Genomic DNA, 26,465 nt, shown 5'->3' with positions numbered 1-26,465 from the left:
GCTGAAGTCTACCGATCCGCAAACCCTTTACCCACCTCTGCCAATTCGCCGATCAAGCGTGCCGGACGCCAGTGGTCACCCTGCCGGGTTTCCAGCGCCATCAAGCGTTGATGAATATCCGCCAATCCTTGCTGATCCGCCCACGCCATTGGCCCGCCCTTCGCCGCCGGGAAACCATAACCGTTGAGGTACACCAGATCGATGTCGTGCGCCGACGCAGCAATGCCTTCTTGAAGGATCTTCGCCCCCTCGTTAACCAGTGCCAGCAGGCAACGCTCGAGAATCTCCTCAGCGCTGATCTCGCGACGCTGGAAGCCCAACCCTTCGCTGACCTGCAACACCAGCGCATCAACCTCTACATCGTGCTCAGCCTGACGGCTGCCGGGCTCATAGTGGTAATAACCGTTGCCACTCTTCTGACCGAAACGCCCGAGTTCGCACAGCCGATTATCCACCTGAACCTGCGGCGCATCCTGTCCTGTGCCCGCCAGTTCCTGAGCCCGCCAGCCCAGGTCAACGCCAACCACGTCGTACATGCGGAACGGCCCCATGGCAAAACCGAAGCCTTGCAGCACCGCATCCACCTGATAGGGATAAGCCCCCTCCAGCAGCATCTTGCGCGCTTCGAGCACGTAGGTATTAAGCATGCGGTTGCCGATGAAACCGTCACAGTTGCCGGCAACCACACTGACCTTGCCCATGCGCTTGCCCAGTGCCAATGCCGCATCAAGCACGGCTGGCGCAGTTTCGGCGCCACGGACGACTTCCAGCAGTTTCATGATGTGTGCGGGGCTGAAGAAGTGCAGGCCCAGCACTTGCTGTGGACGGCGAGTTGCTGCAGCGATGGCGTCGATGTCCAGCGCCGACGTGTTGCTGGCCAGAATCGCTTCGGGTTTCAGCAGGCCGTCCAGTTCGCGGAATATTTTCTGTTTCAGTTCGAGGTTTTCGTAGACCGCTTCGATGACCAGATCGACGTCGCGGATCGAAAAGTAGTCTGGCGCAGCAGTCACTCGCACATTGCGGGCGTCAGCCTCGGCCTGATCAATGCGCCCTTGGCGCACATTGTGAGCGTTGGTTTCGGCAACCGTGGCCAACGCCTGTTCAAGCATCTGCGGATTGTTATCCACCCACTGCACCGGCACCCCGGCGTTCGCCAGACACATGACAATGCCACGGCCCATGGTGCCTGCACCGATGACGGCGGCGCGCTGAATGTTGAATGGCGTCTGGCTCATGATTTGCACTCTTGTTGGCGATCCAAAGACAGCCCTCACCATAGTCAGCCATGGCGCGTTTTTGAAATTTATTCCTGTGATGAGCAACATTCAGCGGATGGATGAGTTATTCGTGGCGGCAGCCAATTCCCACAACGGTTAACAGCTAGTTGAGGTTCAGGCTCTGTAAGGACCCTATCAGGTGTGAAATGAACGCTGGCCAATAGCTTGAACCAAGTTAAAATTTTCTTTCGGTATTTTCCGATTTTAAAAAAATCTTGCCGTGGTAAAAAAAATCTAACCGGGATGGGGGAACTGCGATGGGAAACAGAGTGGGCTACGCCCATTTGATTGATGCGCTGGATCTGAAAGCGATCGAAGTGAAGCGGCCAGCGATCATCCAGCCGGTTACCCGCCGCGTTACAAAATAGCGCGATCTCTAACCCCTTTGATCGTGCAGCCGCATTCCGTCACGAACAGAATCACCTGAGCAATTCATTTCGCGGCGCAGCTGGTGTGACCTACGTGCCACCCAACCCAGAGCTTTGTCGTGAGTTGATGGAAGAGTTGATGACGTTCGCCAACAGAGCGCCAGAGCAACTCGATCCCCTTGTGGCCGCAGGCATCGCCTCTTTTGGCTTCGTCTTTCTGCACCCTTTTATGGATGGCAATGGCCGTCTTTCACGCTTCCTCATCCACTTGGCTCTGTGCCGAAGCGGCGCTCTCGAAAACGGTCTCTTGCTACCTGTTTCGGTCGCCATGAAGCGCGAAGAACAGCATTATCTGGAAGCGCTGCAATCTTTCTCAAAACCCGTCCGTGAATTCTGGAATGTTCGCTGGATTGATGCGGAAACAATGAGCTTCAACTTCAATGGTGACTCAAGCATCTACCGCTACTGGGATGCCACCGATTGCGTAGCGTTTACGATGGAAATGGCCAAACAAGCCCTAGAGGTAGAGCTGAGAGAGGCAACCGACTTTCTTCAGCGGTTCGATACGCTCGTGAAGGTTGTGAACGAAAACTACGACGTTCGAGGCAATCTTTTGTCCAGGTTAGTCATGCAGTGCCTGGATCAAAACGGCATCGTGTCCAAAGGCCGGCGCAAGCAATACCAAGGATCGATTCAGGAGGAGGTCTTCGACTTTCTCGAGCAACAAGCACAGTCGCTATTGGCCGACGCTTACGGTGAACCTCATGAAGATGTTTGAACGACCGCTGTGGAAGCGGTCGTACTTCAACTTCACAGATGTGTCTCGGCCCAACCGCGTACTTCGGCGTACGGATAATTTTCCAACGCCGCAAACCCAGAAATAGTCCGCGCCTTCAGCTTGGTAAACAGCGGCACACTGATCCCACAGAGGAACCGAGTCACGCGCTCAGCTGACGGAGCGTTGCCAGTATGTTGCTCATGCCTGTGGATAAAATCACCGCACAACGCTTCAAAATTTTTATCCACAAGCGCTGGCAATTCCGGTGGTGCCGGCAGTCGCGCAACCTGACCGTGACACACCGAGCAATGCCCGCATTGCCGAGGCGCGTTTTCGTCACCGAAGTATTCGGCCAGGCGATAACCCAGGCAATGGTCGGTGGCGAACAAGTCCAGCATCGCGTGAATCCGCGCGATCTCGGTACGCTCATGTTGTGTGAAGTAAGCGTGCAGTTCGGCACTCAGGGCCTGACTGTCAAAGCTCGTTTGCAGCAAGCTGTAGACCTCAGTCATCTGCTTGCTTTCAAGTTCGACCCAGCCTTTCTCCTGAAAATAATCCAGTGCCTTGACCACCCGATTGCGCTCGGCCTGATGCTGCTCATACAGCGCATCGAAATTCACTGTGGCCCAGGTTCGCGCGCGGCTGGAGGTCTGGATGATTGCGGCGACGAAGTCCTTGCGCTCGCCCTCGAAGCGCGCGAGCAAGGCTTCCGGCTCCTGCAAGTACTTGAAACGGTATTCGGCGTAATAGGCGTAACGCGGGGCGATCAAGCCGCGCAGCTCCAGCTGAACCAGTAAGGTCTTGAGCGGCAGTTGGCGAATGTTGCTCTGATCCGCCAGCGGTCCCAATAAAAACTCCCACTGCCCTTCAGGCGCGGCGGCGAGCATTTCATCGAGCACACCGCGGATGCCGTCCAGCTCGGGCGTGTCGCCGTAGACGAAGTTTTCCAGCACATTGAGGCTATCGCGGTTGGCCAATACCAGACAGTCGGAGGGTTGCCCGTCACGCCCGGCACGGCCGATTTCCTGGCTGTAGTTTTCGATGGATTTTGGCAGGTCGAAATGCACCACGTTGCGGATGTCACTCTTGTCGATGCCCATGCCAAACGCGATGGTGGCGACGATGCAATTGGACTGCCCGCCCATGAACCGTTTCTGGATGGCTTCGCGCTGATCGTTGGGCAAACCGGCATGGTAAGCCTCGGCTTGAATGCCGTTGCGCCCCAAGTGTTCGGCGATATGTTCAGCGGTTTTTTGCAGCGTAACGTAGACAATGCTCGGCTGATTGGGGCGCTCGCTCATCCACTCGACCAGCCGTCGGCGTTTGTCCTGACCACGTACGGGCTCGACCAACAAGTTGAGGTTCGGCCGATAGAAACCTGTGGTCACCACATCTTCCGGGGCGATGGCAAACTTGGCCTCCATGTCCGCGATCACCTTGGGCGTCGCGGTAGCGGTCAGCAGCAGCGCTTGTGGAATATTGAACTGGCGCTGGTAGTCGGGCAGCTTGAGGTAATCGGGGCGGAAGTTGTGGCCCCACTCGGAAATGCAGTGCGCCTCATCTACCACCAGCAGCGAGATGGGGACTTGCTGCAAGAAATTACGGAAGCGCTCGTTCTTCAGTCGCTCCACCGAAATCATCAAAATCTTCAACTCGCCGGACTTCGCCCGGGCCATCACATCAGTGGCGTCGTCGCGGCTCTGCGCCGAATCGATGCTGCCCGCCGCAATGCCGTGGCGTTGCAGGAACGCCAGTTGATCCTGCATCAACGCCAGCAAGGGCGAGACCACCAGCGTCAGGTGTGGCAGCAGCAAGGCGGGTAACTGATAGCAAAGGGACTTGCCCGAACCGGTCGGGAAAATCGCCGCCGCCGAGCGCCCGGCCAGCACCGCGCTAACCGCCGCCTCCTGACCAGGACGAAACTGTGGATAACCGAAAACCTGTTCCAGGGTGTTGTGCATAAGCTGTCACTCCGTTGACCGCTGCGATGCCAAAAGCCTAGCCGGCAAACGCAGCGAGTCGAGAAAAGGTCGGGGACCAAAACGATACGGGATGATACAGCGTCGCCCTGTGGGGCTTTGCCACAGAATGAAACACACGAAACACTTTGTTCCTCGCTGTGCCGTTCACTCTGACGGTAAGGTCTTTCTCGCACAATAACCGTCCGCGCACTTCACATCACGGCAGGACGCCTGATGGGCGCGGCATTTGAACAAGGAACGACCATGTCTCACAAACCGATCCTGGCCATTGCGCTGATCCTGACATCCCTGCTGCTGAGCGCCTGCGACGGGCCTCCCGCAGATCCACCGATACTCGCTACGTGCGACACCCTGGAGTGTTCGGCCCAACAGGCCTGGCGAACTTCCTGACAACTGCGGGTCAAGTGGCTACAGCACCCACACGGCCACCCGCAGATGCTCGTTCAACCTCTGCTCCTGAAACACCCGGCTCTTGCTCGCACATGCAGCATGGGCCGGGCTGATTTCGCCCGTGAAGGCTGTCGCTAGCTGACGCAAATCGGTGACGCTGCGCATACGGGGACAGGACGTTTTTGAAACGTCCTACAGATTCTGGCGCGCAACTTACATAGACTTGAGACGCTGCGACTGACAAACCCGTAGGAAATTCGCCCCTCAAGGGTAATGCTGAAAATAACCTCGGCGCCCACGTAGGCAAAAGGCGACACCGACAGTAAATACCCTACAAACCCTGTCCATTTGCGCGGTATTGCGACCCTTGGCCGCGCGCCCCTATAGTTTGCCGCGCCGCTGAAAACAGGACGGAACTCATGCAAGACCGCTATCGCCCACTCAAAACCAGTTACTGCGAAACGCCCGTGTTGGTCATTGATACCGCTGCCAGTACCGGCGCGGTCCTTGACGCCGCGCAGCAACGCTTGCGCGCGGCCAGTGACTTGCTCGAAACGCTCTATTGCTTGTGCTTCAAACAGGCTGATGTAAAAGACATCCCAAACATAGTGAATGCACTTTATTTATTAACACAAGACGGCTGCGAACTTCTCGACATTGCAAAGCAAAGAATCCCCTCATCACAAATGTAGAAACAACTAAGCACTACCAATACTCCAACAACAAACACTAGTCTGCCAGCTCTTAAATCAAACAAGAGCGAAACAATGACTACCTTAACTATTTTCTTTTGCGGCACCGGCTCGACCAAGTTCGACAGCGAGAACCCGACTTACTGGGATGGCGAACTGGTTTCCACCCTGGCTTCCCATCATGGCGGCCGCGAGTTTGCCGAATGGATCGTGATCGATGGTCCAGGCACCAGCAACCTGCAAGCTGATGAGCTGTTTACCAAATCCAAGGACTACGGCCTGAGCGGAACATTGTTCGGCAAAGGCTGGGAAGAGAACGTCCAACACGCTCTCAATATCATCAAAGGCAAATGTGACTGGCAGCGGGAACAACTGACCGAAGCCGAATATAACCGCCTCAAGGCTGCCGGCATTCCCATTGAAGACGTGAAGGTGGAAGGTTCCTGGTTGTGGCGGAAATACAACTATGGTGACCGTAGCGTGACTCAACAAAAACTACAGGAGCAAATTATTAGAACGTTCCGTAAAGATGGCATTATCCCGACCAAAGTTAATTTGGTGGGTTGGAGCCGTGGTGGTATCAGTTGCCACATGCTGGCCAATGCCATGTTTAAAGATGCGCCATTAAAAGATATTCCGATCAGTATCTTTGCGATTGATCCGGTACCGGGTATCGGTAACTTTCAGGAAGATAAAGTTAAACTGAACTCCAATGTAAAAGAATACGTCGGCTTCTACGCCCGAGACGAGCGCTCCAAAGGCTTCAGCTGTGTCATCCCGCAAACGGCCACCGGTACCCGAACCCACATTTACCCCATGCCCGGTCGCCATGGCACGCTGGTCGGCAACGCCTCAGCCGATGGTGTCAGCGGCCCAAAAACACTGGCCGAACCGGGTCTGATCGTGCGCCACTTCGCCGAAGTGTGTCTGAAGCGCTGGGGCGTGGTGCTGAACAAAACCCTCAACCTAACCCCGGCCGACCTGCAAAACCACCACAACGCCATGGCCAACGCCGACGCGAAATACAAAGCGATGGAAAAGTGCTCGTACACCTACTTTACGGAACTGGACCAAGGCGAGCGGTATGTTTCGCTGGGGAGTAACGGGGTCAAATTCTCGGCGGTGAGGGGCACGATCTACGCGCCGGCGACCGGGCTGAACACTGGCTTGGCGGATGTGGATTCGTATCAGCATATTCGTTGATAGGGTGGGCGCGGGATCGAGGAAGCGCGAGAAAATGCGTCGAGGAAAATTCCTATAGAAAGGGACTAGCCGAGGCTCGGCCCGTTCCTACAGGCGTGGACTCTTTGTCGTCTATCGCTGCTTGGTGGCTCGCACCTATAGTCGTGACCGTCGCTGCCAAATCAGCGGCTCGGGCTTGGTCACCTGAATTTGAGAGAAAACTTGCGCATGCCCTTGTATGCTGCCGACGTCTTTAATGCCGGCACACTTTATGGCGGCTGTGTTTGGGACGCTTCGGCGTGCCAGGGTTTGTCTCTCCCCAGGTTGACCAACCCGAACACAGTCGCCTCCATCGCTTGGTCACGATGGTAGCGGTCTTTCGGAAGCATTAAAGAGAGCAAACCAATGAAGACATGCAACCCCCTCACAGCCAATCGTTATCTCCCGCTGCAAACCAACCTCACCGATTCCCCGCCCCTGATCATCGACACAGAGGCCAACCCCCAGGACATCCTCGAAGCTGCCATGCAGCGCATCCGAGCCTCCAGCGATCTCCTGAAAACCCTGCACTGCATTTGCTTCAAACACGGCGACGTCGAAGACATCCCCCACATCACCCACGCGCTTTACCTGCTGACTCAGGACGGCTTCGACCTGATGCAAGTCGCCCAACAACGCATGATGGGCTGGAAAGCGCCTGCCTGACACTGCGTGAACAGATCGTTCTCACGCTCTACGTGAGAACGATCATCGAAAACTGGAGATAACATTGAGCCAATTTTTTGATGAGCTAATTGAAAGCGTGCAACAGATGAACGAAATCATACGAGGTGAGCGTCAGCCTTCCCACAAATTTCATGTTGATGCGTTCCACGTCAAAGAAATCTCCAATCGATCCCCCGTCTGCGACAGAACGATCAAAAGATCCATGCGTCACCCAAAACCAGACGCCTAATAAGATCCGCGCAAGCCCAACCGGACTCCAGAACCATGAAGCTCGCCCCCAACTTCCCCGACGACCACACCATGCGCCTGCTCATTCAGTTGCTGCACGAAGAGCTCGGCCTGCCCGAACGCAAAACCATCAACCTCAACACCTCAATCAATTTCGACCTGAGCTGCGACGGCGCTGATGCGCAGCATTTGATGGAAGCACTTGAAGAACAGTTCGGGATCGACTTAGTGGATTACGATGCCTATCGCTACTTCCAGCCCGAAAGGTTTGATGTACATCTCAAGCGAAGGGCAAAAGGTCGCGGAGACAAAATCCCGCTGACCATCGGCATGCTCTATCAAGCCATCCACGCCCAACGCTGGGATACACAGGAACTAGAAGGCCAATAGAGCACATGCCGCGTCTGAAACGACACACACAACTGCAATTATTCTGGCGCTATCACCTCACAAGTGAAGGAATATTAGCCTCATGGCTAGAAAAACAGCGCCCCTTCTGCCGCGTATTGCACATCTGCTGACCGACTTGGGCGAACGCCTAAAACTGGCTCGTTTACGTCGAAGGCTGACGGCTAAACAAGTGGCAGAGCGAGCCGGCATGTCTGTCATGACGTTGCGCTCTCTGGAGTCGGGTGGTGCGGGGGTGACGATGGGAGCCTATCTGTCGGTGATGCACGTATTGGGACTGGAGCAAGACTTGAACAAGGTTGGCGAATCCGATGAAACGGGCCGTCGATTACAGGACGCTCAGTTAAGTCGAGCCCCAAGTCCAAAGGCCGAAAAAACCGGGCCCGAAAAAAGTACAACTGCCGCCAAGGTAAGCAAACCATCCGACTCACAAACAGGAAGCGTCATCCGTAAGCAGCATCTCAGCGAGAGTGATCTTCGCGACTTTCCGCTGAATACCCAATCACTGTCCGCTTTATTGATAAGAAAAAAGAAACCCGAACCCAACGCATAGCGAGTTAGGTAGGTTGGGGGCGTGCATATTGCTCTCACGAACCGCGCAGAAACGGTCATTTTCTAACCAAATAAAGGCGTCCAATCTGCAGTCCAGAACCTCCAAAGCATCAAAAATACCGACCTATTGGCTAGGTCGTTTGAGCTACACTTGAACCTTGCATCGAGAGGCAGATGTCATGAGCGAACTGACGTTTCAGCAAAAACAGGATTATTACGAAAAAGTCCGCCGATCAAACTACTTGGCGAGCTTACGTCTGGAAGGCTTCGATACCACGCGTGCCGATGCTGAAAAACCGCTCCCTTCACGAGAGTCGGTCCTTAGCAAATATCGTCAAAATCCACGCTAATGGTAGATAAATACGGGGTCGGCCAAGACCCCTATTGTTACCCCGACAGCGGGGTACTGCGTAACCTGCTCAATATCCAGGATGAAGAGCTCCTTCACAAAGCTGAGCGAGAACTTTCAGAAATCGCAGTTAGTAACTTTCGTCTCCTCCCTCCTCCATACGACCTCAACCTTCTACAGCATGTTCATAAGACTCTCTTTTGTGACGTGTATGAATGGGCTGGGCTGCTCAGAACAGTGAACATTCAGAAAGGTGACACGCTTTTTTGTACGGCAGAACGAATCCTCCCCGAAGCTGAAAAAATATTTCGTGTTATGGAGCGTGCTGCCTGGTTCGCAGGCACCAGCAAAGCCGAATTAATCGTAAAGATTGCCGAAGCATACGGAGACCTAAACGTTATCCATCCTTTTCGAGAAGGAAACGGACGAACTCAACGCATTTTGTTTGAACAGATCATCATCAATGCAGGATTTGCTGTCGATTGGTGGCTTATCAAAGATGCCGCTTGGATACCCGCAAATATAGATGCAGTGATGTGCGACTACCGTGGTTTGGAAGCTATTTTTGAGCGTTGCATCGGCGACCCGCTGGACAAGTCATTGCCGCAAATTTAGACGATTTCAACTCTAGGTTTACCGCCACATACAAACGGATGTATCCGCAATGAACCTCGCACCCAACTTCCCCGACGACCACACCATGCGCCTGCTCATGCAGTTGCTGCACGAAGAGCTCGGCCTGCCCGAACGCAAAACCATCAGCCTCACCACCTCGATCAATTTCGACCTGGGCTGTGACGGTGCCGATGCGCGGCATTTGATGGAAGCACTTGAAGAACAGTTCGCCATCGATTTCATCGACTACGACGCCTATCGCTACTTTCAGACGGAAGGGTTTGATATGCATCTCAAGCGAAGGGTAAAGGGTCGCGGCGACAAAATCCCGCTGACCATCGGCATGCTCTATCAAGCCATCCACACCCAACGCTGGGATACACAGGAACTGGAAGGCCAATAGAGCAGATGCCACGTCTGAAACAGCACACATAACTGCAATTATTCTGGCGCTATCACCTCAGAAGTGAAGGAATATTAGCTTCATGGCTAGAAAAACAGCGTCCCTCCTACCGTGTAATGCATGACTGCTTACTGACCTCGGCGAACGCCTGAAACCAGCTCGTTTACCCAACACATAGCGAGTTAGGCAGGTTGTGGTGCGTGCATGTGTCTAACACTTTGAAACCTCTCCATCGATTACGACACCTATCGCCACTTCCAACCCGAAGGCTACGATGTGTTCCTCAAACGTAAAGCCAAGGGACGTGGCGACAAACTGCCACTGACCATCGCAATGCTCTATCAGGCCATTAAGGCCCAACGCTGGGCACGCAGACGCTGGAAAGCCTCTAACGTCCGCAGCGCGCACCTATAAGGACATAGCGTGGACGTATTGATGGGTTTACTCGCTGCCTTGCTTTGGGGCGGCACGGATTTTCTAGTGGGTTTGAACGCCCGTGCGGTCGGCGTCAAACGCGCAGTGTATTTCGGTCAAGCGCTGGGCTTCAGCATCATGAGCTTGCTGCTGATCGCCTTTCCTGCCTTCATTCTCAAATCGATGTCGGCATCGCTCGATGTCTGGCTGTTCGGCATTGCCGCCGCCGTGCTCACCGTGTCCGGTGCCTTGGCGTTGTCCAAGGCATTCGCCCTCGGCAAAGCGTCTATCGTCGCGCCGCTCGTGACCTCCTACGGTGTAGTCACTACGTTGCTGTCCTGGGCGGCAGGTGAACAGATCAATTTGATCCAATTATTGTGCATTGCACTCTGCGTGATCGGAGTCCTCCTTTCCAGCATCCACGCCGATTCGAAGCTTCCACATACCACTCAGGCCAGCAGCTCGATTGCCTATGCGCTTCTGGCGGCTGTTTTTTATGGCACCAGTTTCTGGCTGCAAGGCCACTTCGTTCTTCCGGTGCTTGGGCCGGTGACGATGCTCTGGCTTGCCTATCTGGTGGGACTGGTCGTGCTGGTATTGATGGTGTTGAAGATCAAGGACGGCTTGAAAATTCCGCCGTTGAAAAACTGCATGACATTGACCGGTGCCAGCCTGATGAACCTCGGTGGGTTCTCCTCTTTCGCTTGGGGCGCAGTGGCGGGGTCGGTTTCGGTGGTGACGGTGATCAGCACGTTGTCCGGCGGAATTGCCGCCATTCTGGGGTATGTGTTCTTCAAGGAAAGACTGGCGAAGGTGCAGGTGCTGGGTGTCGTTTTGGTCTTGGTTGGCGCGTTCGTGCTGCATCTAAAAACCTGAAACCAGCGCCCACAAAAAAGCCGCCCCAAAGGGCGGCTTTTTCATTGCGTCAGACCAAATCTTACAACTTCGGTCCAGCAGCCTTGATCGCGTCGCTCACTTCAAATTTCTTGAAGTTCTCAACAAACAACCCAGCCAGTGCTTTAGCCGCTTCATCGTAAGCAGCCTTGTCAGCCCAGGTATTACGTGGGTTCAACAGGCCAGTCTCAACGCCCGGCACAGCCAATGGCACATCGAGGTTGATGGTGTCGAGGTGTTCGGTTTCAGCACCGATCAACGCGCCGCTCTGGATCGCTGCGATCACCGCACGGGTGGTCGGGATGTTGAAGCGCTTGCCAACGCCGTAGCCACCACCGGTCCAGCCGGTGTTAACCAGGTAAACCTTCGAACCGAAGCCGCGGATACGTTTGATCAGCAGTTCTGCGTATTCGCCAGCCGGACGCGGGAAGAACGGTGCGCCGAAGCAGGTGGAGAAGGTCGACTTGATGCCGCTGCCGGAACCCATTTCGGTCGAGCCCACCAGAGCGGTGTAGCCGGACAGGAAGTGGTAGGCCGCTTGTTCTTCGCTGAGGATCGACACTGGCGGCAGCACGCCGGTCAGGTCGCAGGTCAGGAAGATCACAGCGTTTGGCTCGCCACCGAGGTTCTTCTCGGAACGCTTGGCAACGTGCTCCAGCGGATAGGCCGCGCGGCTGTTCTGGGTCAGGCTGACATCGGCGTAATCGGCGTGCTTGGCGTCATCGATAACGACGTTTTCCAGGACTGCGCCGTGCTTGATGGCTTTCCAGATGACTGGTTCGTTCTTCTCGGACAGGTCGATGCACTTGGCATAGCAACCGCCTTCGATGTTGAACACCACGCCCTCGCCCCAACCGTGCTCGTCGTCACCGATCAGGTAACGGCTTTCGTCGGCGGACAGGGTGGTTTTACCGGTGCCGGACAGGCCGAAGAACAGGGTCACGTCGCCCTCCTCACCGATGTTGGCAGCGCAGTGCATTGGCAGCACGTCGGCGGCCGGCAGCAGGAAGTTCTGCACCGAGAACATGGCTTTTTTCATTTCACCGGCGTAGCGCATGCCGGCGATCAGCACTTTCTTCTGCGCGAAGTTGATGATCACGCAACCATCGGAGTTGGTGCCGTCACGCTCTGGAACGCACTCGAAATTGGCGACGTTGAGCACCTGCCACTCATCACGACCAGCCGGGTTGTACTGGGCCGGGTTGATGAACAGGCAACGACCGAACAGATTCTGCCAGGCAGTCTGAGTGGTCATTTTCACGGCCAGGTAGTGATCGGCAGCCGCGCCTACATGAACGTGGGAAACGAAATGCTCTTGCGCGTTGTTGAACGCCTCGACGCGGTCCCACAGGGCATCGAACTTGTCGGCCGGGAACTTGCGGTTGATCGGGCCCCAGGCGATAGCGGCCTGAGTGGTCGGCTCTTCAACGATGAAACGGTCGACTGGCGAACGGCCGGTACGGTGACCGGTACGAACAACCAGCGCGCCGGTATCGGCAAGCTCGCCTTCACCGCGATTCAGGGCTTCTTTAACCAGATCATCAACACTCAGATCGGTGTACACGGCGTTATTGGCTTGCGTCATGAGGTTCCCCATCGGCCAGTGGCCGAGTGCTCCAAACGTTTTGTAGTAGAAAGTTGTGCACTACTACCGCGAGAAAAAGTGGGCCGGATTATGCCAGAAAAGCCCAAAAAAAGTAGGGCCCTCCCGTCGTTACGGCGTAATACCGGCACTAACCAGTGAATTTACCTGCGCTGAACCGTTTTAGTGACGGGTATCTGACGGCGTGTCGACGCCCGCACCGGCGAATAATTGGGCGATATCGGCGGCATCGAACAGGTAACGTTGATTGCAGAACTGGCAATCGATCTCGATGTTGCCACCGTGCTCGACCACCAGATTTTGCGCATCTTCAACACCCAAACTGACCAGAGCATTGGCCGAACGTTCACGCGAGCAGCTGCAACGGAAGCGCAGCTTTTGCACGTCGAACAGACGCACCTGCTCTTCGTGATAGAGGCGATGGAGCACGGTTTCGTTGTCCAGTCCCAGCAATTCATCAGCGGTCAGGGTGCTGCCCAGCGCGGTGATGTGCTGCCAGCTGGCGGCGCGTTCTTCTTCGTCTTTCAAGCGGTCGGCGGGCAGTTGCTGCAGCAGCAGGCCACGGGCGCGACGGCCATCGGCGTACAGCCAGAAGCGGGTGCCTACCTGTTGGGACATGACGAAGTAATTAGTGAAGCACTCGGACAGGGTTTCGCCGTCGAGGTCGACGATGCCCTGGTAACGCTGACCATGGGTCGGGTCGACCGTCAGCGCCAGTACGCCGTTGGGCATCAGGTCGGCGAGCGTCGCATCGGGGGCGATCCGGTCGGCCTCGTAACGGGCCAGGCCGCGGATATCGCGCTCGCTGGAGCACTCGATCATCAGCAACGGGATCGGGCCGTCGGAACGGGCCTGAAGGATCAGCAAGCCATCGAACTTCAGCGCGCCGACCAGCAGCGATGCCGCCGCCATCAGTTCGCCAAGCAATTGCGCGACCGGCTCCGGGTAGGCGTGTTTGGCCAGGACTTCGGCGTAGCTGAGCTCCAACGAGACCAGCTCGCCACGGGTGTCGCTGTCATCGAAGATGAAGCGTTGGGTGAAGTCGTTATCCGGTAGGTCGGTCATAGGTCTGGGTATCTGAAGTGGTGACAATGGGTTTCAACGGTCAGGATCGCGTGCCTGCAATCACCCTTGGATGCGCAACGCTAGGCCATGGCCGGCATTTTATGAACAATCCGGGCTTGTTCCAAGCAAGGTGCACAGTGCGCGATCCTTGGCCACTGACGCCGTTGGCCTTCTGGTTATGGCCCATGGCGCAGAGGCTGTGGTGATTTTCGACGAGTGGCTGTGTATCCGCTCGATGCGCCGCTGGCGAATCACCCGATATGGTTGCTCAACCGGGTAATTGCAAGTCTTCCCCGGAGATCCGGTGGCATCTGGCGAGTGCTGCGCACTCGATCGCGGGCAAGCCATGCTCCCACAAAATATCGTATATCCCTTGTGGGAGCGGGCTTGCCCGCGATGACGGACTGAACATCGCCCGAGAAATTCCTGTCCTACTCGTCGTTGCTGCTACCACGGAACTTGAACAAATCCCGCCGCTGTTTCTTGCTCGGTTTGCCATCGGTGGTCATCCCCAGCGCACCCGCTTTGCGCTGGGCGGCGGCGTTTTCGCGTTTGGCGATGCTGGCTTCGGTTTCGGCATACAACGTCTGAGCCTCCGGCGCGCCACGGCGAACAATGGATAACGCTTGAACCACCACCGTACGCTCTTCGAAACCGGCGCGGATCACGAACTCATCACCTACTCTTGGCTCCTTGCCTGGCTTACAACGTTCGCCCCGGCAATGCACCTTGCCGCTTTCAATCGCCGCCTTGGCCAAGGCACGGGTTTTGTAAAAACGCGCGGCCCATAACCATTTATCGAGACGGACTTTGTCGTCCTCTTCGTTTTTTTGTGCCATGGAATTTCCTCACTCTGAAATATTGCTGAACTGTACTACCGTTTCAGTCGTACCAAGAATTGCACCGGCTCGGATTACAATGCACGCATTCCAGAACCTCCCCGAGGGGCTGGAAATCCGGGCCGTAGATATCTGTCGCCTTTTAACCATTATTCTGCGTGAATACCGCGAATTCGGCCGCTTGCGGGCCGAGCGGTTTCTACCGGTTGAGCAACTTTGAAGACATTTGACCATTTGACCGTTGTCGGTCTGCGCGAGTGGGTGGCGCTCCCGGATTTGGGAGTCGCGGGCCTGCGGGCAAAAATCGACACCGGTGCCAGCACCTCCAGCCTGCATGCCACCGACATCGAGCCGTTCGAGCGCGATGGCGAACAGTGGGTACGCTTCACCGCGCACTTGGGCACGGTGGTGCAATTGCGTCATCGACGCTGCGAAGCGCCGCTGGTGACGATGAAAACCATTAAAAGCTCCAACGGTCAGGCGCAGAAGCGATACGTGGTCAGCACCACCCTGGCCCTCGGTGATCGGGTCTGGCGGGTCGAGTTCACGCTCGCCTGCCGCAAATCCATGCGTTATCGCCTGCTACTCGGCTCCAAAGCCTTGATTCACGGCCAGTTGGTGGTCAATCCAGGCATTAAGTACGTACAAGACAAGCCGGTGTTCCCGGTATCTACCTCCTCCACAGGTGTTGCATGAAGATCGCTGTGCTGTCGCGGAACCCGCGTCTGTATTCCACTCGTCGTCTGGTTGAAGCCGGTACCGAGCGTGGCCATGAAATGGTGGTGATCGACACCCTGCGCGCCTACATGAACATTGCCAGCCACAAGCCGCAGATCCACTACCGCGGCAAGCCGCTGGAAGGTTTCGACGCGGTGATCCCCCGGATCGGTGCGTCGGTAACGTTTTATGGCTGCGCGGTGTTGCGTCAGTTCGAAATGATGGGCGTATTTCCGCTCAATGAATCGGTGGCCATTGCCCGTTCGCGGGACAAACTGCGTTCGTTGCAATTGCTGTCACGTCGCGGGATCGGTTTGCCGGTGACCGGGTTTGCTCACTCACCGGACGACATTCCCGACCTGATCGACATGGTCAACGGCGCCCCGCTGGTGATCAAGGTATTGGAAGGCACCCAAGGCATTGGCGTGGTGCTGTGTGAAACGGCGACGGCGGCAGAGTCGGTGATCGAAGCGTTCATGGGCCTGAAGCAGAACATCATGGTTCAGGAGTACATCAAGGAAGCCGGCGGTGCCGACATTCGATGCTTCGTAGTCGGCGACAAGGTGATCGCAGCGATGAAGCGCCAGGCCAAGCCTGGCGAGTTTCGCTCCAACCTGCATCGGGGCGGCAGCGCCAGCCTGATCAAGATCACACCGGAAGAACGCATGACCGCGTTGCGTGCGGCGAAGGTGATGGGCCTGGCAGTGGCAGGGGTGGACATCCTGCGCTCCAATCACGGGCCGCTGGTGATGGAAGTGAACTCGTCACCGGGTCTGGAAGGGATTGAAACCACCACTGGGAAGAATGTGGCGGGGATCATCATTGAGCATCTGGAGAAGAATGGCGGGCCGAATATGACGCGGACCAAAGGGAAGGGTTAAGCCAGACTTATGTGGCGGCAGGGAGGCCGCCTTCGCGAGCAGGCTCGCTCCCACAGTTGACCGCGTACTCATTGTGGGAGCGAGCCTGCTCGCGAAGGGGCCATCAGCCCCAGCCAAGATGTCAGCTGTTAAACCGCATCCCGAGGCAACATCAACCCCAACGGCAACCGCACCCGCGCTTCCAGCCCGCCTCCGGAACGATTGCGCAACTCAACATTCCCGCCATGCATCGAAGCAATCCGCTTCACGATCGCCAGCCCCAAACCAGTCCCCTTCCCGCCCCGGGCACGATCACCCCGAGTGAACGGGTTGAAGATTGCTTCAAGTTCAGCAGGATCAATCCCCGCCCCACGGTCCATGACACTCAGCACCACATACGGCGCGCTGGTATCACCAGAGACATAGGCCGCCACCTCAACGCCGCTGCCTGCGTGGTGCAAGGCATTGCCGATCAGGTTGTTCAACAGGCGTTTCATCGACACCCGACGCAACGGAAATGGCTGGATCGGTTCCAGGCGCAAACGGACCTTTTCTGCATTCTGGTTGTACGGCGCAGCGACTTCGCGAACCAGGTCGCTCAAGTCCACCTCTTCCACCGATTCGTCACGGCCATCACGAATGAACGCCAGGAACTGGTCGAGGATCGCGTCCATGTCTTCGATGTCGCGCACCATGTCGTCGGTGAGATCGGTGCGATCTCCCATCAACTCCAGGGACAGACGCAAACGGGTCAAGGGGGTCCGCAAGTCGTGGGACACACCGGCCAGCATCAGCTCACGTTCGCGACCGGCCTGTTCGACGTCTTCTGCCATCTGGTTGAAGGCGCGATACACCTCGGTCATTTCACTTGGGGTGTCGCTGATGGGCAATCGCACACTGCGCCCCTGGCCGAGTTGCCTTGCGGCATACACCAGACGCTTTAACGGTTGATTGAGTTGACTGACGAAGATCCATGCCGATGCGGTCGACAGCAAGCCAATGGCGAGGAACCAGCCGAGCACGTTCCAGATTTTCTGGCCACGCAGAGGATGCGGGTACAGCGGCACTTTCAACCAGCCATCGCCCAGGCTTGGCGCCCGGACCCACAGCGCTGGCGGCGAGTGCATGCGTAATCGCACTTCGGTGTCGGCACCCAGTTCGGCCTGCATCTGCCGCTGGTATATCTCGCTGTACGGCCAATGGTGCTCACCTTCCGGCACACCGGCCCCCACCACCCGGATCAGCGTGGCGGCATCGGCGATCTTAGTGCGGTTTTCTTCATCGGCGGCCCAATAGGCGCGCAGTGTCAGGGCGACGCCGTGGCTGTATTGACGATCCACCAGCACGTCTTCGTTCATCAACAGATAAACCAGGGTCAGTGCCTTGGAAAACAGGACGACGATCAGCACCAGCCAAAGGGTGCGGGAGAAGAAGCTCTGGGGGAACCAAACGGGGGTTTTCATGGATAGCCGCTACACACTTGCAGGAGCGAGCGATGCTCGCATATTGCGGATCGCGAGTCTGCGGGCAACATTGCCCGCAAGACCCGCTCCTACAAATCGCCGATCACTTGGTGGCGGCGCCATCCGGAACGAACACGTAGCCCACGCCCCAGACTGTCTGGATGTAACGCGGCTTGGACGGATCGGGTTCGATCATCCGGCGCAGACGGGATATTTGTACGTCGATGGAACGCTCCAGGGCATCCCACTCGCGGCCACGGGCCAGGTTCATCAGTTTGTCACGGGTCAGTGGCTGACGCGCGTTCATGACCAATGCCTTGAGGACCGCAAACTCACCGGTGGTAAGCATGTGCACTTCGTCACCGCGCTTGAGTTCGCGGGTCGCCAGCGACAGTACGTAATCACCGAAGGTCACGCTTTCGTCTTCGCTGCCCGGTGCACCCGGCACCGGCGTCGACTGACGACGCAGGACCGCTTTGACGCGGGCCATCAGCTCGTCCGGGTTGAACGGCTTGGCCAGGTAATCGTCGGCGCCCAGTTCCAGGCCCTTGATACGGCTCAGCTCGTCGCCTTTGGCGGTCAGCATGATGATGGGGATCTGATTGTTCGCCGTGCGCAGGCGGCGGCAGGCTGTCAAGCCGTCTTCGCCGGGCAGCATCAGGTCGAGGACGACCAGGTTGAACACTTCGCGCGCCAGCAGGCGATCCATTTGCTCGGTGTTCGGAACGGCGCGGGCGCGGTAGCCCTTGCTGACGAAAAAGCGCTCCAGCAGGCTGCTGAGCCCCGGATCGTCGTCAACAATAAGAATTTTTTCGCCTTCAGCAGTGTTTGCAGTGCTGCTCATTAGATGCTCCTTTGATCTCGGCGCGCATTATGGCGTAGCTGCCGTTATACGCACCGTGTGCATTGTTAGCAGATTTTTCCTCCACCGCCAGTAAACCGGCCATTACCCTTCCCGCCCGCGATGCCCCAGAACACGCGAACGCTGGTTATAATGCGCGGCGTTTTGTGTCAGGCAACATCAGACAGGTACTACAGGCAGGCGCTATTTATTTCCCTGCCGCCCGCAGTAATTGTTCGATTTCACGGGTCAATGGGGTGCCCTTTGATCCAGGCAGCGGCGCAGGCCAGGCCGCTCAACCAGACTCGCAGAGCCTTCAATTCTGCGCCTGCGAGCCTGCTTTCACAATTTGTCAGGTGGTTTTATGGACAGCATCAACAGCCGCATCGCCGAGGAACTCGGTGTACGCCCACAACAGGTCGAAGCGGCCGTCGCGCTACTCGATGAAGGCTCTACCGTTCCCTTCATCGCCCGTTACCGGAAAGAAGTGACCGGCAGCCTCGATGACATCCAGTTGCGTCATCTGGAAGAGCGTCTGCGCTACCTGCGAGAACTCGACGAACGGCGCATCAGTATCCTCGCCAGCATCGAGGAACAAGGCAAGCTGACCCCGCAACTTGAACGCGACATCAAACTCGCCGACACCAAGACCCGCCTCGAAGACTTGTACCTGCCGTACAAGCAAAAGCGCCGCACCAAGGGCCAGATCGCCCTGGAAGCCGGCCTCGGCGAGCTGGCCGACGGCCTGTTCAACGACCCGACCCTGACGCCTGACACCGAAGCCGCACGCTTCATCAACGCCGAAAAAGGCGTGGCCGATGTGAAGGCAGCCCTCGAAGGCGCCAAGTACATCCTCATGGAGCGCTTCGCTGAAGACGCCGGCCTGCTGGACAAACTGCGCAGCTACTTGAAGCAAGAAGCCACCCTCAGTGCCCGCGTCATTGCGGGTAAAGAAGAGGAAGGCGCCAAGTTCCGCGACTACTTCGAACACGACGAACCGCTGAAAAGCATGCCGTCGCACCGCGCGCTCGCTATTTTCCGTGGCCGCAACGAAGGCATTCTGAGCTCTGCGCTGAAAGTCGGCGACGAACTGCCGGGCACCATGCACCCGTGCGAAGGCATGATCGGCCAGCAATTCGGCATCCAGAACCAGAACCGCGCCGCCGACAAATGGCTGGGCGAAGTGGTGCGCTGGACCTGGAAGGTCAAGCTCTACACCCACCTCGAAACCGACCTGCTGGGTGAGCTGCGCGATGGCGCGGAAACCGAAGCGATCAACGTGTTCGCGCACAACCTGCACGACTTGCTGCTGTCGGCCCCGGCCGGCCCGCGCGCCACGTTGGGTCTCGACCCGGGCCTGCGCACCGGCTGCAAGGTCGCCGTGGTCGACGCCACCGGCAAGCTGCTGGATCACGCCACCGTTTATCCGCACGTGCCGCACAACAAGTGGGATCAGACCCTCGCGATTCTCGCCGCCCTGTGCGCCAAGCATTCGGTTGACCTGATCGCCATCGGCAACGGCACCGCCAGCCGCGAAACCGACAAGCTGGCCGCTGAACTGATCAAAAAATACCCGGCCATGAAAATGACCAAAGTCATGGTCTCCGAGGCCGGCGCATCGGTTTACTCGGCATCTGAACTGGCTTCGAAGGAATTCCCGGATCTGGACGTATCGATCCGTGGCGCCGTGTCGATTGCCCGTCGCTTGCAGGATCCACTGGCTGAGCTAGTGAAGATCGATCCGAAATCCATCGGTGTCGGCCAGTACCAGCACGACGTTTCGCAGCTGAAACTGGCGCGCGGTCTGGACGCGGTAGTCGAGGACTGCGTGAACGCCGTGGGCGTCGACGTCAATACCGCCTCCGTGGCGCTGCTGGCGCGCATCTCCGGTCTCAACGCGACCCTGGCACAGAACATCGTCAGCCATCGCGATGAACACGGCGCGTTCAAAACCCGCGCCGCGTTGAAGAAAGTCGCACGTCTGGGCGAAAAAACTTTCGAACAGGCCGCAGGCTTCCTGCGCGTGATGAACGGCGACAACCCGCTGGATTCGTCGGCCGTTCACCCGGAAGCCTACCCGCTGGTGCAGCGCATCGCCGCTGAAACCGACCGCGACATCCGCTCGCTGATCGGCGATGCGAGCTTCCTCAAGCGTCTCGATCCGAAGAAGTACACCGACGAAACTTTCGGTCTGCCAACGGTCACCGACATTCTGCAAGAGTTGGAAAAACCTGGCCGCGATCCACGTCCTGAGTTCAAGACTGCGGAGTTCCAGGAAGGCGTCGAGGACCTCAAGGATCTCGAACTGGGCATGATCCTCGAAGGCGTCGTCACTAACGTGACCAACTTCGGCGCGTTCGTCGACATCGGCGTGCATCAGGACGGTTTGGTGCATATCTCTGCACTTTCGGAGAAGTTCATCAAGGATCCGCGTGAAGCGGTGAAGGCCGGTGATGTGGTGAAAGTGAAGGTCATGGAAGTCGACATCCCGCGTAAACGCGTGGGCTTGTCGATGCGCATGAGCGACACCCCGGGCGAGAAAATCGACGGCGCTCGCGGTGCACGTCCGGGGTCGGCGCCACGCCAGTCCCAGAACAGCGCACCGCGCAAGGAAACCACCGCGGCGGCCCCGAGCAACAACGCGATGGCGTCGCTGTTCGCCAACGCCAAGCAGTTGAAGAAACGCTGATGGAGATTCCTGCCGGGCTGACCGAAAGCGCGTTTTTCAAGCTGCTGGGGTGTCGCTTGCACAGCCTGGAAACCGGGGTGGCGCAAGTCGCCCTGGCGCTGGAACCGGAGCTGCGCAATCGCGGCGGCAAGCTGCACGGCGGGGCTTTGTTTAGTCTGGTGGACATTGCCATGGGGCTGGCTTGTTCCAGTACCCACGGCTTTGACCAGCAGAGCGCGACCATCGAATGCAAGATCAACTACATTCGCGCCGTTTCAGACGGTGAAGTGATGTGCACGGCACGGGTGATCCACCCGGGCCGCCGCACGTTGGTGGTCGAAGCCGACGTGATGCAAGGCGACAAACTGGTCGCAAAAGCACAAGGCACGTTCGCTGTCCTGTAGCTAGATGTCACCCATTTGAGTTAATTTCGGCGCTGTGACCGTAGCGCCGAAGTTTCCTGTGGGAGCGAGCCTGCTCACGATTGCGGTGTGCCAGACGACTTAAACGTTGACTGACACTCCCTAATCGCGAGCAGGCTCGCTCCCACAGGGGATTGCGGCGCTCGATCCTTGGCCGGCTGCCAGTAGTCCTGTGCGGCTCAAAAACCAGGCGAAAACGCCAGTTTTAACTTCACCCTTGTAGACCGTCTTGCCCACCCCCATATTGGGGCGACTGACGCGTGAAGGAATCCAACTTGAGCGAACTTCTCAACCGCCGCCTGGCTCTGCTTGGCGAGCGCGCTAACCTCTCTCTGCTCGAACAGTGCCTTCACGGCATCGAACGTGAATGCCTGCGCGTGACCGGCGAAGGTCGCCTGGCGCAAACGCCGCACCCGGAAGAATTGGGTTCCGCGCTGACCAACGAACAAATCACCACCGACTATTCCGAGTCGTTGCTGGAGTTCATCACGCCCGCCCTGCCCGACCCGGCGGATACGCTGGCGAGCCTGGACAAGATCCATCGCTTTGCCTACAGCAAGCTCGGCAACGAGTTTCTGTGGAGCCCCTCGATGCCGTGCCCGTTGCCGGCCGAGGAAGACATCCCGATCGCCTATTACGGCACGTCCAATATCGGTCAGCTCAAGTACGTCTATCGCAAGGGCCTGGCCCTGCGTTACGGCAAGACCATGCAGTGCATCGCCGGGATTCATTACAACTTTTCCCTGCCGGAAAAGCTCTGGCCGCTGCTCAAAGAAGCCGAAGGCTTTGTCGGCACCGACCGCGATTATCAGTCCTCGGCCTACATCGCGCTGATCCGTAACTTCCGCCGCTACAGCTGGCTGCTGATGTACCTGTTCGGCGCCTCGCCTGCGCTGGACGCCGGTTTCCTGCGCGGTCGTTCGCACCAGTTGGAACAACTGGACCCGGACACCTTGTACCTGCCGTACGCCACCAGCCTGCGCATGAGCGACCTGGGTTACCAGAGCAACGCCCAGGCCGGCTTGACGCCCTGCTACAACGATCTGTCGAGCTACACCAACAGCCTGCGCCAAGCGGTGGCCACGCCGTATGCGCCGTATGTCGAGATCGGCACGCATCAGGACGGTGAGTGGGTTCAGCTCAACACCAACATCCTGCAGATCGAAAACGAGTACTACTCCAACATCCGCCCGAAACGCGTGACCTATACCGGCGAGCGGCCGATCCAGGCGCTGGTGGCCCGTGGCATTCAATACGTTGAAGTGCGTTGCCTGGACATCAACCCGTTCCTGCCGATGGGCATCGACCTCACCGAGTCGCGCTTCCTCGACGCGTTCCTGCTGTATTGCGTGTTGAACGACAGCCCGCTGTTGACCAATACGTCCTGCAGCAACGCCACCTCGAACTTCCTCAGCGTGGTCAAGGAAGGTCGCCGTCCGGGCCTGCAATTGCAACGCAACGGTCAACCAGTGGACCTCAAAGAGTGGGCCAGCGAGTTGCTGGAGCAGATTGCTCCGTTGGCAGCGATGCTGGATCAAAGTCATGGTGGCGATGCACACAGCAAGGCGCTGGATACGCAGTTGGCCAAGGTCAAGGATCCGTCCCTGACGCCTTCTGCCCAGGTGCTGGCGGCGATGGCCGAGCACAAGGAAAGCTTTGCTCAGTTCTCCCTGCGTCAGAGCCGCGCGCATGCGGCGTTTTTCCGCAGCGAGCCTTTGAGTGGTGAAGATCAGGCGAAGTTTGAAGAACTGGCGCGCTCGTCGTTGGCGGCACAAGTGGAGCTGGAGCAGAACGAAGTCGGCGATTTCGACGTGTTTGTCGGATCGTATCAGGCGAGCATTCTGGCGATCAGTAACTAATCAATTCCTCTTGTAGACGCTGGCTTGTGTAGGAGCTGGCTTGCCAGCGAAAGCGGTGTATCGGTCACCCCGCCTTCGCTGGCAAGCCAGCTCCTACAATCGTTTCATCGCATCACATCCTTAGGATTTCCCGCTCATAAGCTAATTCGAAAATGTTATTTATTTTCTAATTTTTAGATCATTTAGTCTCCTTTGACGCCGACTCTCGGTCGCCTGACAAGGAGCTTCCCAATGAAACTGCATTTCCCTCTTCGCCTCCTGGCGGCCGCCTCTTTGGCTGCAGCGAGTTTCTTTGCTCACGCGGCTGACGTCACCGTCGCCTACCAGACCACCGTAGACCCGGCGAAAGTAGCCCAGGCCGACGGCGCGTACGAAAAAGCCACTAATGCCAAAATCGACTGGCGCAAATTCGACAACGGTGCCGATATCATCGCCGCCATCGCGTCCGGCGACGTGCAGATTGGTTACCTCGGTTCCAGCCCTCTGACCGCTGCGATCACTCGCAAAGTCCCGGTAGAAACGTTCCTCATCGCCACCCAGATCGGCGCCGCCGAAGCCCTGGTCGCTCGTGACGGATCCGGGATCAAGACGCCACAGGACCTGATAGGCAAGAAAATCGCCGTGCCCTTCGTTTCCACCGGCCATTACAGCCTGCTGGCCGCGCTGAAGCACTGGAACATCGACCCGTCGAAAGTCACCGTCCTCAACCTCGCCCCGCCCGCCATCATCGCCGCATGGAAACGTGGCGACATCGACGCTACCTACGTGTGGGACCCAGCCCTCGGTGTGGCCAAGGAAAACGGCAAAGTGCTGATCACCTCGGGTGAACTGGCCAAGTTCGGCGCCCCGACCTTCGATGCCTGGATCGTGCGCAAAGATTTCGCCGAGAAGCATCCGGAAATCGTCACCGCGTTCGCCAAGGTCACCCTCGACGCATACACCGATTACCGCAAAGACCCGAAAGCCTGGCTCGCCAATCAATCCAACGTCGACAAACTGGTGAAGCTCTCCGGCGCCAAGGCCAGCGATATTCCGCTGCTGCTGCAAGGCAACGTCTACCCGCTGGCGGCTGATCAGGTGATCACCCTCGGCGCGCCGACCACCAAAGCCATCACCGACACCGCAGCGTTCCTCAAGGAACAAGGCAAGGTCGAGGCCGTGCTGCCGGACTACGCGCCGTACGTCAGCGCCAAGTTCATCACCAACTGATCCGGAGTTAATCGCGATGGCTTTGCTACAGCTGGAGCGCATCAGCGCACAGTACCCCGGCAGTCCGGAACCGGTACTGGCGGATATTTCCCTGAGTCTTGGGCCCCAGCAATTGCTGGTCGCCCTCGGCCCGTCTGGCAGTGGCAAGACTTCGCTGTTGAACCTGATTGCCGGTTTTGTCGAGCCGAGTGCCGGGCGCATCACCCTCGATGGCGCTCCGGTCAAAGGCCCGAGCGCCGAACGTGGCGTGGTGTTTCAGGACGATGCGTTGCTGCCTTGGCAGGATGTGCTGGCCAACGTCGGCTTCGGCCTGGAGCTGGCCGGCATTGCGCGGGAAAAACGTGAACAGCGCGCTCGGGAAATGCTCGCGCTGGTCGACCTTTGCGGCTTCGAAAACCGACGCATCTGGCAGCTCTCGGGCGGCCAGAAGCAGCGTGTCGGACTTGCCCGCGCATTGGCCGCCGATCCCCGTGTTTTGCTCATGGACGAGCCCTTCGGCGCCCTCGATGCCTTCACCCGCGAACAGATGCAGGAACTGCTGCTGCAAGTCTGGCAGCGCACTGCCAAACCGGTATTTCTGATTACCCACGACATTGAAGAGGCCGTATTCCTCGCCACAGACCTGATTCTGCTGGCGCCCAATCCTGGGCAAATCGTCGAGCGCCTGAGCCTGGATTTCGGCCAGCGTTACGCCGCCGGTGAATCGGCCCGGGCGATCAAATCCGACCCACGCTTTATCGAAACCCGCGAACACGTGCTCGCCAAAGTGTTCTCCCAACGCAGCGCCGCCACGCGGCAGGAGCGCGCATGAGCAGTTATGAAATTCCGGCCGTCGTGCTGAAACCGGGTTCAAAGGTGATTGCGGTTCGTCGCAGTCTCAGCACGCGCTGGATCAGCGTGCTGACGCTGGTCGTCCTTGTTGCCATTTGGTGGGCCGTGACCGCCACGGGAATGATCGAACCGCTGTTCCTGCCGCCACCGTCCGCCGTGTTGCAAAAAGGCTGGCTGCTAGTGACCACCGGCTACATGGATTCGACGTTGTGGCAGCACTTGGGCGCGAGCCTCAGCCGAATTGGCCTTGGTCTGGTCTTCGCCGTGCTGACGGCCGTGCCGGTTGGCATTGCCATCGGTCACAACCGTATCGCTCGCGGCATTCTTGATCCGCTGATCGAGTTCTATCGCCCGATTCCGCCCTTGGCTTACTTGCCGCTGATCGTGATCTGGTGCGGTATTGGTGAGCTGTCGAAAGTGTTGCTGATCTACCTGGCGATTTTCGCCCCGATTGCCATCGCCACCGCGACCGGCGTGCGCACCGTAGACCCGGCCAAATTACGTGCCGCGCAGTCGTTGGGCGCGACCCGGGCGCAGTTGATTCGTCATGTGATTCTGCCGAGTGCCTTGCCGGACATCTTGACCGGTGTGCGCATTGGCTTGGGTGTTGGCTGGTCGACGCTGGTCGCCGCTGAACTGATCGCGGCCACCAGCGGGTTGGGCTTCATGGTGCAGTCGGCCGCGCAGTTCCTGGTCACCGATGTGGTGGTGCTGGGGATTCTGGTGATTGCGCTGATTGCCTTCGCCATGGAAATGGGCCTGCGCGCCTTGCAACGCAAACTGGTGCCGTGGCACGGCCAGGCACACTGAAAAATCATCATGTGAAAAAC

The 26,465-nt window shown here is 57.8% G+C and carries 25 protein-coding genes and 3 pseudogenes; 20 read left to right on the top strand and 8 right to left on the bottom strand.

Features of this window, described 5'->3' with window-relative positions; genetic code table 11:
* Positions 1 to 8: 8 nt before the first annotated feature.
* On the bottom strand, positions 9 to 1,235 hold the full coding sequence (locus KGB06_RS09940) for a 3-hydroxyacyl-CoA dehydrogenase (protein ID WP_223514676.1): 1,227 nt from the start codon (positions 1,233 to 1,235) through the stop codon (positions 9 to 11).
* 396 nt (positions 1,236 to 1,631) lie between these two features.
* Here KGB06_RS09940 and KGB06_RS09935 point away from each other — a divergent pair.
* Positions 1,632 to 2,423, top strand: a pseudogene (locus KGB06_RS09935) (Fic family protein); the annotation flags it as partial.
* Between the two features lie 32 nt (positions 2,424 to 2,455).
* Here the strand turns inward: KGB06_RS09935 and KGB06_RS09930 are convergent.
* Positions 2,456 to 4,384: an ATP-dependent DNA helicase RecQ gene (locus KGB06_RS09930; protein ID WP_223514673.1), complete on the bottom strand. Its 1,929-nt coding sequence runs from the start codon at positions 4,382 to 4,384 to the stop codon at positions 2,456 to 2,458.
* 264 nt (positions 4,385 to 4,648) lie between these two features.
* Between KGB06_RS09930 and KGB06_RS09925 the strand changes: the two genes are divergently transcribed.
* On the top strand, positions 4,649 to 4,795 hold the full coding sequence (locus KGB06_RS09925; RefSeq protein ID WP_223514670.1) for a hypothetical protein: 147 nt from the start codon (positions 4,649 to 4,651) through the stop codon (positions 4,793 to 4,795).
* Positions 4,796 to 4,813: 18 nt separating this feature from the next.
* Here the strand turns inward: KGB06_RS09925 and KGB06_RS09920 are convergent.
* Positions 4,814 to 4,969: pseudogene (locus KGB06_RS09920) on the bottom strand (polysaccharide deacetylase); the annotation flags it as partial.
* Positions 4,970 to 5,214: 245 nt separating this feature from the next.
* Between KGB06_RS09920 and KGB06_RS09915 the strand changes: the two are divergent.
* From KGB06_RS09915 to KGB06_RS09865, 10 genes and pseudogenes are all read left to right on the top strand, one after another.
* Positions 5,215 to 5,487, top strand: a complete 273-nt coding sequence (locus KGB06_RS09915; RefSeq protein WP_223514667.1) for a hypothetical protein — start codon at positions 5,215 to 5,217, stop codon at positions 5,485 to 5,487.
* 75 nt (positions 5,488 to 5,562) lie between these two features.
* Entirely contained in the window at positions 5,563 to 6,690 is a 1,128-nt protein-coding gene (locus tag KGB06_RS09910; protein ID WP_223514664.1) for a hypothetical protein, read from the top strand.
* Between the two features lie 384 nt (positions 6,691 to 7,074).
* Positions 7,075 to 7,374 (top strand): hypothetical protein, encoded by a 300-nt coding sequence (locus KGB06_RS09905; RefSeq protein ID WP_223514661.1) that lies wholly within the window; start codon positions 7,075 to 7,077, stop codon positions 7,372 to 7,374.
* A 64-nt stretch (positions 7,375 to 7,438) separates the two neighbouring features.
* Positions 7,439 to 7,555: pseudogene (locus KGB06_RS09900) on the top strand (transcriptional regulator); the annotation flags it as partial.
* A 104-nt stretch (positions 7,556 to 7,659) separates the two neighbouring features.
* Complete coding sequence (locus tag KGB06_RS09895; protein WP_223514658.1) at positions 7,660 to 8,013, top strand: DUF1493 family protein; 354 nt, start codon at positions 7,660 to 7,662, stop codon at positions 8,011 to 8,013.
* 82 nt (positions 8,014 to 8,095) lie between these two features.
* Positions 8,096 to 8,584, top strand: a complete 489-nt coding sequence (locus KGB06_RS09890) for a helix-turn-helix domain-containing protein (RefSeq protein ID WP_223514654.1) — start codon at positions 8,096 to 8,098, stop codon at positions 8,582 to 8,584.
* A 178-nt stretch (positions 8,585 to 8,762) separates the two neighbouring features.
* On the top strand, positions 8,763 to 8,933 hold the full coding sequence (locus KGB06_RS09885) for a YhfG family protein (protein ID WP_223514651.1): 171 nt from the start codon (positions 8,763 to 8,765) through the stop codon (positions 8,931 to 8,933).
* Positions 8,933 to 9,547 (top strand): Fic/DOC family protein, encoded by a 615-nt coding sequence (locus KGB06_RS09880; protein WP_223514648.1) that lies wholly within the window; start codon positions 8,933 to 8,935, stop codon positions 9,545 to 9,547. Before KGB06_RS09885 ends, KGB06_RS09880 begins: the two co-directional genes overlap by 1 nt.
* A 49-nt stretch (positions 9,548 to 9,596) precedes the next feature.
* The gene (locus KGB06_RS09875) at positions 9,597 to 9,950 is read left to right on the top strand and encodes a DUF1493 family protein (RefSeq protein WP_223514645.1); all 354 of its coding nucleotides are present in this window, start codon (positions 9,597 to 9,599) and stop codon (positions 9,948 to 9,950) included.
* A 435-nt stretch (positions 9,951 to 10,385) separates the two neighbouring features.
* A complete protein-coding gene (locus KGB06_RS09865) occupies positions 10,386 to 11,240 on the top strand; it encodes an EamA family transporter (RefSeq protein WP_223514643.1) in 855 nt (284 codons plus the stop codon).
* A gap of 61 nt (positions 11,241 to 11,301) precedes the next feature.
* Here KGB06_RS09865 and KGB06_RS09860 read toward each other — a convergent pair whose 3' ends face one another.
* The 3 genes from KGB06_RS09860 to KGB06_RS09850 form a co-directional block, all read right to left on the bottom strand.
* Positions 11,302 to 12,843 (bottom strand): phosphoenolpyruvate carboxykinase, encoded by a 1,542-nt coding sequence (locus tag KGB06_RS09860; protein WP_223514640.1) that lies wholly within the window; start codon positions 12,841 to 12,843, stop codon positions 11,302 to 11,304.
* 180 nt (positions 12,844 to 13,023) lie between these two features.
* A complete protein-coding gene (gene hslO, locus KGB06_RS09855) occupies positions 13,024 to 13,926 on the bottom strand; it encodes an Hsp33 family molecular chaperone HslO (RefSeq protein WP_223514637.1) in 903 nt (300 codons plus the stop codon).
* A 431-nt stretch (positions 13,927 to 14,357) separates the two neighbouring features.
* Positions 14,358 to 14,765, bottom strand: a complete 408-nt coding sequence (locus KGB06_RS09850) for an RNA-binding S4 domain-containing protein (RefSeq protein ID WP_027922234.1) — start codon at positions 14,763 to 14,765, stop codon at positions 14,358 to 14,360.
* 234 nt (positions 14,766 to 14,999) lie between these two features.
* Here KGB06_RS09850 and KGB06_RS09845 point away from each other — a divergent pair, with 234 nt between their 5' ends.
* Entirely contained in the window at positions 15,000 to 15,461 is a 462-nt protein-coding gene (locus tag KGB06_RS09845) for an ATP-dependent zinc protease (protein ID WP_223514773.1), read from the top strand.
* A complete protein-coding gene (rimK, locus tag KGB06_RS09840) occupies positions 15,458 to 16,363 on the top strand; it encodes a 30S ribosomal protein S6--L-glutamate ligase (protein WP_007949201.1) in 906 nt (301 codons plus the stop codon). The genes KGB06_RS09845 and rimK overlap by 4 nt, the downstream gene beginning before the upstream one ends.
* Positions 16,364 to 16,491: 128 nt before the next feature.
* On the opposite strand, the gene KGB06_RS09835 is transcribed toward rimK, so the two are convergent.
* The gene (locus tag KGB06_RS09835; RefSeq protein ID WP_223514634.1) at positions 16,492 to 17,805 is read right to left on the bottom strand and encodes an ATP-binding protein; all 1,314 of its coding nucleotides are present in this window, start codon (positions 17,803 to 17,805) and stop codon (positions 16,492 to 16,494) included.
* Between the two features lie 103 nt (positions 17,806 to 17,908).
* On the bottom strand, positions 17,909 to 18,649 hold the full coding sequence (ompR, locus tag KGB06_RS09830; protein WP_007949203.1) for a two-component system response regulator OmpR: 741 nt from the start codon (positions 18,647 to 18,649) through the stop codon (positions 17,909 to 17,911).
* 361 nt (positions 18,650 to 19,010) lie between these two features.
* Here ompR and KGB06_RS09825 point away from each other — a divergent pair, with 361 nt between their 5' ends.
* The 6 genes from KGB06_RS09825 (at position 19,011) to tauC (ending at position 26,445) form a co-directional block, all read left to right on the top strand.
* On the top strand, positions 19,011 to 21,335 hold the full coding sequence (locus KGB06_RS09825; RefSeq protein WP_223514631.1) for a Tex family protein: 2,325 nt from the start codon (positions 19,011 to 19,013) through the stop codon (positions 21,333 to 21,335).
* Positions 21,335 to 21,718, top strand: coding sequence for a PaaI family thioesterase (locus tag KGB06_RS09820; protein ID WP_008019061.1), 384 nt, complete (start codon positions 21,335 to 21,337; stop codon positions 21,716 to 21,718). Before KGB06_RS09825 ends, KGB06_RS09820 begins: the two co-directional genes overlap by 1 nt.
* A gap of 293 nt (positions 21,719 to 22,011) precedes the next feature.
* Positions 22,012 to 23,595 carry a glutamate--cysteine ligase gene (gshA, locus tag KGB06_RS09815; RefSeq protein ID WP_223514628.1) on the top strand — a complete coding sequence of 528 codons (1,584 nt, stop codon included), beginning with the start codon at positions 22,012 to 22,014 and terminating at the stop codon, positions 23,593 to 23,595.
* Positions 23,596 to 23,826: 231 nt separating this feature from the next.
* Positions 23,827 to 24,804 (top strand): taurine ABC transporter substrate-binding protein, encoded by a 978-nt coding sequence (tauA, locus tag KGB06_RS09810; protein ID WP_223514626.1) that lies wholly within the window; start codon positions 23,827 to 23,829, stop codon positions 24,802 to 24,804.
* Between the two features lie 16 nt (positions 24,805 to 24,820).
* Positions 24,821 to 25,615 carry a taurine ABC transporter ATP-binding subunit gene (gene tauB, locus KGB06_RS09805; RefSeq protein WP_223514623.1) on the top strand — a complete coding sequence of 265 codons (795 nt, stop codon included), beginning with the start codon at positions 24,821 to 24,823 and terminating at the stop codon, positions 25,613 to 25,615.
* On the top strand, positions 25,612 to 26,445 hold the full coding sequence (gene tauC / locus KGB06_RS09800) for a taurine ABC transporter permease TauC (RefSeq protein WP_223514621.1): 834 nt from the start codon (positions 25,612 to 25,614) through the stop codon (positions 26,443 to 26,445). Before tauB ends, tauC begins: the two co-directional genes overlap by 4 nt.
* The last annotated feature ends 20 nt before the right edge of the window (positions 26,446 to 26,465 follow it).

It is taken from the genome of Pseudomonas sp. GL-B-19 (assembly GCF_019956415.1).
Classification (GTDB): domain Bacteria; phylum Pseudomonadota; class Gammaproteobacteria; order Pseudomonadales; family Pseudomonadaceae; genus Aquipseudomonas.
This window is presented reverse-complemented; position numbering and strand designations above follow the sequence as displayed.